Annotated in this window: 12 protein-coding genes; 7 read left to right on the top strand and 5 right to left on the bottom strand. The window is 63.8% G+C overall.

Annotated features, from left to right (window positions below; all coding sequences use genetic code 11):
* The 3 genes from FGX59_RS23210 to FGX59_RS23200 all read left to right on the top strand — a co-directional run.
* Positions 1 to 370 (top strand): hypothetical protein (locus FGX59_RS23210; RefSeq protein ID WP_206078414.1); only part of this gene is annotated, 370 nt, incomplete at its 5' end.
* 113 nt (positions 371 to 483) lie between these two features.
* Positions 484 to 870, top strand: a complete 387-nt coding sequence (locus FGX59_RS23205; protein ID WP_138469511.1) for a hypothetical protein — start codon at positions 484 to 486, stop codon at positions 868 to 870.
* 269 nt (positions 871 to 1,139) lie between these two features.
* A complete protein-coding gene (locus FGX59_RS23200; protein WP_138469510.1) occupies positions 1,140 to 1,352 on the top strand; it encodes a hypothetical protein in 213 nt (70 codons plus the stop codon).
* Between the two features lie 43 nt (positions 1,353 to 1,395).
* On the opposite strand, the gene FGX59_RS23195 is transcribed toward FGX59_RS23200, so the two are convergent.
* The 5 genes from FGX59_RS23195 to FGX59_RS23175 all read right to left on the bottom strand — a co-directional run bounded on the left by FGX59_RS23195 (position 1,396) and on the right by FGX59_RS23175 (position 4,039).
* Positions 1,396 to 2,136, bottom strand: coding sequence for a hypothetical protein (locus FGX59_RS23195; RefSeq protein WP_138469509.1), 741 nt, complete (start codon positions 2,134 to 2,136; stop codon positions 1,396 to 1,398).
* A 532-nt stretch (positions 2,137 to 2,668) separates the two neighbouring features.
* The gene (locus tag FGX59_RS23190; RefSeq protein WP_138469508.1) at positions 2,669 to 3,124 is read right to left on the bottom strand and encodes an N-acetylmuramidase domain-containing protein; all 456 of its coding nucleotides are present in this window, start codon (positions 3,122 to 3,124) and stop codon (positions 2,669 to 2,671) included.
* The gene (locus FGX59_RS23185) at positions 3,064 to 3,393 is read right to left on the bottom strand and encodes a hypothetical protein (protein WP_138469507.1); all 330 of its coding nucleotides are present in this window, start codon (positions 3,391 to 3,393) and stop codon (positions 3,064 to 3,066) included. Before FGX59_RS23185 ends, FGX59_RS23190 begins: the two co-directional genes overlap by 61 nt.
* A gap of 14 nt (positions 3,394 to 3,407) precedes the next feature.
* Positions 3,408 to 3,806 carry a hypothetical protein gene (locus FGX59_RS23180; RefSeq protein WP_138469506.1) on the bottom strand — a complete coding sequence of 133 codons (399 nt, stop codon included), beginning with the start codon at positions 3,804 to 3,806 and terminating at the stop codon, positions 3,408 to 3,410.
* A 14-nt stretch (positions 3,807 to 3,820) separates the two neighbouring features.
* Positions 3,821 to 4,039 (bottom strand): hypothetical protein, encoded by a 219-nt coding sequence (locus FGX59_RS23175; protein WP_138469505.1) that lies wholly within the window; start codon positions 4,037 to 4,039, stop codon positions 3,821 to 3,823.
* Positions 4,040 to 4,532: 493 nt separating this feature from the next.
* On the opposite strand from FGX59_RS23175, the gene FGX59_RS23170 reads away from it, so the two are divergent.
* The 4 genes from FGX59_RS23170 (at position 4,533) to xerC (ending at position 6,449) form a co-directional block, all read left to right on the top strand.
* Positions 4,533 to 4,727 (top strand): hypothetical protein, encoded by a 195-nt coding sequence (locus FGX59_RS23170; protein WP_138469504.1) that lies wholly within the window; start codon positions 4,533 to 4,535, stop codon positions 4,725 to 4,727.
* A gap of 284 nt (positions 4,728 to 5,011) precedes the next feature.
* The gene (locus FGX59_RS23165; protein ID WP_138469503.1) at positions 5,012 to 5,227 is read left to right on the top strand and encodes a hypothetical protein; all 216 of its coding nucleotides are present in this window, start codon (positions 5,012 to 5,014) and stop codon (positions 5,225 to 5,227) included.
* Positions 5,224 to 5,430, top strand: coding sequence for an AlpA family transcriptional regulator (locus tag FGX59_RS23160; protein ID WP_138469502.1), 207 nt, complete (start codon positions 5,224 to 5,226; stop codon positions 5,428 to 5,430). The genes FGX59_RS23165 and FGX59_RS23160 overlap by 4 nt, the downstream gene beginning before the upstream one ends.
* Entirely contained in the window at positions 5,427 to 6,449 is a 1,023-nt protein-coding gene (xerC, locus tag FGX59_RS23155; RefSeq protein ID WP_138469501.1) for a tyrosine recombinase XerC, read from the top strand. Before FGX59_RS23160 ends, xerC begins: the two co-directional genes overlap by 4 nt.
* Positions 6,450 to 6,520 lie beyond the last annotated feature (71 nt).

The following is a 6,520-nucleotide window of genomic DNA, read 5'->3' as shown; positions in this document are numbered from 1 at the left end:
TCTCGCGGCTGCCCGAACTGCTTCCCTGGAACTGGACCCGGCCGGAAGGCCGCTCCGCGGCGGCCGCCTGATGGCCCGCGTCACGCAGGTCCTTTCCATCGTCGAGGTCGCCAGGCGGATCGGCGAGAACCTCGAGCTCATCGAGGTCATTAGCGCCAATTCCGACAACATCGATTACGGCGAGATGATCTGGGTCGACGACGGCACCGAGAGCGGGATCACGACCTTCACGGCCCGCGGCATCGAAAGCCTGCAGGAGTTCCTTGCCGACATCCGCACCTGGGAAGGCGGAGTCCGCGAGTTCCTGCGCGACGGGCGCTGCGAGCCCGACGTCATCGAACGCATCATGGCAGACGAGGAAGGGCGCTAAATCAAGACGGCCTTCGGCGTAGCCTTACTTTGATTTCAAATGCTTGGCCACAGAATTTCCCAGAACCATTGAAGCACGAAACGTGAAAACGGGAACTGGGAAAGGACGACGATATGAACCCCCACCCCCTCTCCAACGCGACCCGCGTGCTGGCCACGGCCCAGCCTGAATACCAGCCGCTGCAAATCCACGATCATCCATTAGGCGACGGCGACAACCTCATGGTGAGCCTGTGGCAGCCATCGGCCGAGGAGCGCGCCGCCATCGCGGCCGGCGCCCCGGTGCGGCTGTCGATCCTGGGCACCGTGCATCCGCCCGTGCTGATCGAGGTGGAGGAGGTCGAGGGCCAGGATCTGGTCGACCGCCTGTCCGCCGTCGGCGAGGGCTTCCTCTGGGCCGTCCACATCATCGGCCCGGACGAATATTCGCGCCGCGCTGCGCTTGTAATAGCCTGGCAAGGCGGACGGCCGCCAATAAAGGAGGGGCGGAGCGATGGTTGATTGGCGTTCTATGGAAACAGCACCCAAGGACGGGAGCCGCGTGAGGCTGCGTGCCGTCTGGGGGACGCAGCCCGATGACGGGAAGGTCAGCTTCGAGGGGCTGGCGGAATGGCGCACTGAGCGGCGCCCCGGCCTCGGTCTCGATCCTCTCGGCCGCGGCATAGACGGCCTAGAAGGCCCATACGAAAGCACCGGATGGATGCGGGCTGATAATCCATATCGCGTGCCTGGCCGCGTGGTCGCGTGGGCGCCAGATGATGAGGGCCAAAATGACAAGATGCGTCCATTACGTCGGATTCCGAGATGACCGCTTCCTGACCGCCTTCCGTGCATTCGGTGGGCCGGTCTTCATCCATCGCGTCTGGGACCGCCGGGCGCAGCGGGACATCGGAGATGGCGATCTGGTTGTCTTCGCCAACGGTCCGGCGGATCAGCCGATGAAAGAGCGGAACGGCGATGACATCGTGGAGCCCGCCCCCTGAAACGCGAACCGGCCCGCCTGGAATGGCGATCCGGTGAAATGCGTCAGGCAGCATCGGCCGCACGCAGGTCTACTCCGAAGGTCTCGTAAAGCCAGATCACATCATCCAAAGAGTGGGCCTTAATCTTCTTAATGGCATTATCTGGAAGGCTAAACTTTGTTGTCCCTACCATAAAATCTTTGACACTAAGAAGACCTTTAACTCCGGTGTCTCTCCGATGCTCATCCATCCTAATTGCGGTTTCTAAAGTAATAGATGAATTTTTCTCATCGCAGGACAAAGGCACATCAACACCAACGACACTTGCAAAGTCCGCCAAAAGGTCACCATTAACAAAAGCAGATTTGTCAAACTTTCTGACTATCAACGCATCATGACCAAAGGCCCCGGCCAGCTTCGTTAGGTCTGCTCTGACTGAGAGCATTGGCGGCTTCTCGCTCAACTCCTCGTAGGTCCATTTACCAGCCTTAATAAGTTGCTGGGCCAGCGAGTTGGCCCGCGCCACCGGGTCTCGTGCATAGTAAACCACAGAGACATCGTATCCGCACAGCGCATTCGACAATTGCCCTAGCATCTCAGCGGATAGCCTTTGAAACACTTCAGAGCTGATGATCGTCTCTGTAGCAGGCAGCGATTTGATATAAGAGCGTACAAAATCAAAATCCCCAGCCTGAAGTGCAAAAGCCAGGAAATGATGCGCGAACTTCGATCTATTGTAGGGGTTTTTCGGAGGATAAGGATAGGATATCGGCAGCAGGCTATTTCGTGCGTCGCGCAGTGCCATCTGTATGGTTGTGGACCCCGTTTTAGCTGGACCAACATGCAACCAAAGCTTAGGACGCTGAGGTGTTCCATTCTCCATGATTGAGAAGGCCTTTCCTGTCGTGAGGCATCTAGAGATGCAAACTGTGGTATCCCAGTGTTGCCTAACTTCATTCTCACTTGCAACCTACTTCAGTGTCTCGACCTTCCCTGCTCTTGACCGCTCCCATACGCCGCAGCCATGGGGTTCAGCCCGTCGCCCGCGCTCCACGCGAGCCGGGTTTCGGTCACATGCCCCGCGGCCCGGCACCGCGAGCACCGCAGGCGCGCCACAAGGGCGGCCCGGTCCAGCCCGACCGGATCCGGCACCGCGAGCACCGCAGGCGCGCCACAAGGGCGGCCCGGTCCAGCCCGACCGGATCCGGCACCGGCACCCAGCCCCAATGGCCGCAGCGGCAGAGAACGTGGAGGAAATGAGGCATGGCGAATCGCGGAACAGACGCGGAACACTTCCATGCCACGAAAAAGGCCGGGCCAGGAAGCCCGCCCGTCAACTACGCTACGAATCCCCGATAGGCGTTCTGCATCCGAACGGCGTAGAAAGCGACCTGCCCGGACCCATTGTAGACCTTGGCGAACGCCCGCCAGTCGCGCGCCCGCAGGGCCGCTACCAGCCTCTTCGACACGACGAACGCCAGGAAGGCGTCGAGGTGCGCGATCTCTCGGTCTGACATGGCCGCGACCATCCCGGCCGCGTCGGAGAACCCCGCCGCCGCCGCATTGAACCCCATGATCTGCGGCCCGCCCCAGCTGGTCGCCCGCAGGGCCGCGTCGGGGTCGGCGTCATAGGCCTCGAGGAAGAGCTGCTCGCGCTCGGCCGTGCCGATCTTCAGGCTGTCGCGCCAGCCGATCGTGGCACCGGGCATATGGTGCGGCTCGAAGCGCCGCGTCAGGCTGCCGTCACTCTGGAACGGCCGGCCGCCACATTCGACCTGCCAGACAGCGCGCAGAGCCGTGACTTCAAGGTCGAGGCGGGCTGCACGCTGTCGCTGTCCTGGCGCCCGAGCGCGTCATCGACGCGGACGACATAGGACGTGGTTACGCTGACCGCCGCCGGGGCGGTGTAGTCCGTCGCCTCCGGATCGGGCTGCAGCGTGCCGTTGATGCGCAGCTCGGCCGGGGCCGCGGTGCCGCCGAACGTCCAGGACAGCGCCGGCGTGACGCTGGTGCCAAGCTCCTGCACCGCGGACGGCACCACGGTCAGATCCTCGATCGTCACGACCTCGAGCGCGGTCAGGCGGTCAGCGCGTCGTACTGGGCCGTGGTCAGCACGGTATGCGGCTCGGCATTGTCCGGCAGCTGGTCGAGCAGCATCACGTCGATCGTCGAGGCGCCCGAGGACGGCACCAGCATGGCGCCGACCGTCTCCCAGCGCTGGCTCCCGTTCGCCTTGGCCTGGAACTCCTGGACCTCGTAGTAGGTCGGCGAGGAGCCCGCGTCATTCGGCCAGAGATCGGCCGAGATCAGCCCCGCGGCATTGCTCGCGGTCTCCTCGTAGTCCGGCGCGTTGGTGACCAGGTTGCCGTCGCCGGTCAGGCCGGTGCCGCGCAGGATGAAGCGGAACTTCGTGCCCGCGAGCACGCCGCTGGGCCGGTTGACCGTCAACGTGACGGACCGGGTGGTGATTGCCATGTCCTGGCCTCCTGTCAGAAATAGGGAATGAGGATGATCAGGCCGTCGCCGCCGGTGCCGCCCGCGAAGTCGTCATTGACGCTGTTCGCGATCGCCCCGGCCCCGCCCGCGCCGGGCGAGGTGGCGCTGAAGCCGTCCTGGTTCATGAAGCGGCAGGGCGTGCCGGGGAACAGGCTGCCGGGCGCGCCGCCGCCGCCGGTCGGGACCGGGTTCCCGGCATTGACCTTGCCCATGCCGCCATTCTGGCCGCGGACATTGAGGTCGCCGCCGGTGGCGTTCCCGCCGGGCCCGCCATTCCACTGACCGGTATTGGTGCCGGAGGCCCCGGCCCCGCCGCTCCCGCCATAGCCGACCAGGTTGATCGCCGCGGAGATCGACCGGCTGGACAGAGCCGCTGCCCAAGATGACCACGCTGCAGAGGCCGCAGCGCTCCGGGCCCTCGGCGCGGCGGGCAAGGAAGGAGGGGAGTGATGCAGGTGCGCAACCTCAATGGCGCCCGATTTCGCTGGATGGGCAGAAGCTCGGGGCCGCGGCATTCGGTATAGACACGTTCTACATGGTGTCCGGAGAGCCCGGCGACTGGACCCTGACACATCCACAGGGAACAGCCTACGGGCACACGCCCGGCTATGAAACACAGGCAGCAGCTCGGCGAGCTGGGCAGACCGATTTCGAGCGGCGCGTTCGGGCCAGCTTGCTCAATTCGAAGGAGGACCAGGGGTGAGAATGACGACGACGTTTCACCTGACGGTCGATGAGCTGACCGCGCTTGCGGTCGAGGCTCTGGCACGCAAGCACGGCTTTGATGCAGTGAGCGCGAATGCACATCTTGAGATCTCGACCGATGGAACAAGGGCGGAGGTGACCAGCGCCACCATAACGATGTCGCCAACCAAGGAGGGCAAGGCGGATGCTGACTGAGGCGGAAAACCATGTGATCAAGCACGCTCTTGGATTGACCGGCAGGGGCGGCAGGGGCCGCACAGGTCGGCGGTGGGCGTATCGAAACTACTTCGCGGCAGGGGACAAAGATGTTGCTGTCTGGACTGCGCTTGTAGCTCGCGGACTGGCCTGCACGCTCCGCCCGGTCGGCCCGGAGGCGTGCTCCTATCCTGGATTTGCAGTCACCGCTGCTGGGGTCGAGGCGGCGGGATTGACCGCCTATGTCTCGCACGGGCTTTTGCCAAATAGGGAAGGGAAGATCGATGGCTGACGTGGCGAAGCTCAAGCGCACCATCGCTCACGGCCTCTTCTACTGGAGCGCAGCGGCTCTTGCGGTCATCCTGATGCTCCTGCCGTTCGTGCTATCGCATGCCGTGGTGACTGGCGACGCGTTCTTTATCGAGGCGCTGAGCACATGCCTGATGAATGTCTGCGTCAGTACCGGCGTGGTGCTGTTGCTGGTGGAGGACCAGTCATGACCGCCCATCCACACCTCGCCGTCACCGACGCAATGGCCGCGCGCATGATCGGCGTGACCAAGGCCGAGTTTCTGGCGATGGTAGAATCCGGCGTCATGCCGCAGCCGCGGAGACTGGCGCCGGGCTGCGACAGGTGGAGCGTCAGGGCTCTGCAAGATGCTGTGGAGCCGCCGGGCGCCGATAGCGAGGAGTTCGAGCCGTGAAGAAGCCAGACCTGCCCTATCTGGTCGAGAAGAAGCGCAACGGCCGGTCCTACTGGTATTTCAGGCGGGCGGAGAAATACATCCGCCTGCCAGATGACCCGGACACCCCGGAATTTACGGAGGCCTACTGGTCGGCCCGCTCCGGCCGCCGGAAGCGCGTTTCGAAGACCACATGGGACGCGCTGATCCAGAGCTATTACCTGAGCCCTGCTTTCCTGGCCCTAGGAGCCGGGACGCGGGCGAACTACCGCCGGCACTGTGAGGCGATCCGCGAAAAGAACGGGCGCAAGGACATGACCACGTTCCGCCGGGCGCATGCTATCGCCGCGCGCGATGCGCTCGCCGATACGTGGTCCAAGGCCAACGAGCGCGTTGCCGTGCTGTCGATTCTCTGCAGACACGCGATGGACAGGGAGTGGATCGAGCGGAACCCCGTGGTTGGGATCGAGAAGCTGAAGGGCGGGGAATATCGCGCATGGCCAGAGGCCAAGCTGAAGGCATTCGAGCGCGCCGCCGCCAGCACCGGCAACACCGTGGCCCTTACCGCGTTCGAACTAGCGATCGGCACCGGCCAGCGGCTTGGCGACTGCGTGAAGATGAAGTGGTCTGACTTCGACGGCGACTTTGTGCGCGTCATCCAGGAGAAGACGGGCGCTGACCTGTGGATCTATTGCCCGGCCCGGCTGTGGGCGTTCCTCGCCGATATTCCGAAGCAGGGCGAATTCATCCTCGCAAAGAACCTGACGCAGCCGCTGGGCAAGCGGCAGGTGCAGGAGGCCATAGAGACCGTGCGGAAGGCCATCGGCGTTCTGGACGGCGCCGACCGGTTGGTGCCGCACGGCTGGCGCTACACCGCGGCCGAGCAGCTTGCCGGGGCCGGGTGCAGCGATGCCGACATCCAGGCCGTCACCGGGCACCGCTCGCTGGAGATGGTCCAGAAATACCGGCGCCGGGCTGACCAGCGCCGGGCGTCCAAGCGCGCCCAGATAGCTCGGGAACGGAACGAAAACGAAACGTGAAGGTGGGAAACACAGTGGGAAATTTTTGTGGACTGGCCCCAATTAGAACACTGCGGAACGCTGTTTTCTGT

Origin of the sequence: Poseidonocella sp. HB161398 (genome assembly GCF_005870025.1) — a bacterium.
In the GTDB taxonomy this organism is placed as follows: domain Bacteria; phylum Pseudomonadota; class Alphaproteobacteria; order Rhodobacterales; family Rhodobacteraceae; genus Mangrovicoccus.
Note: the sequence above shows the minus strand (reverse complement) of the source record. Positions and strands in the feature narration are given on the sequence as shown.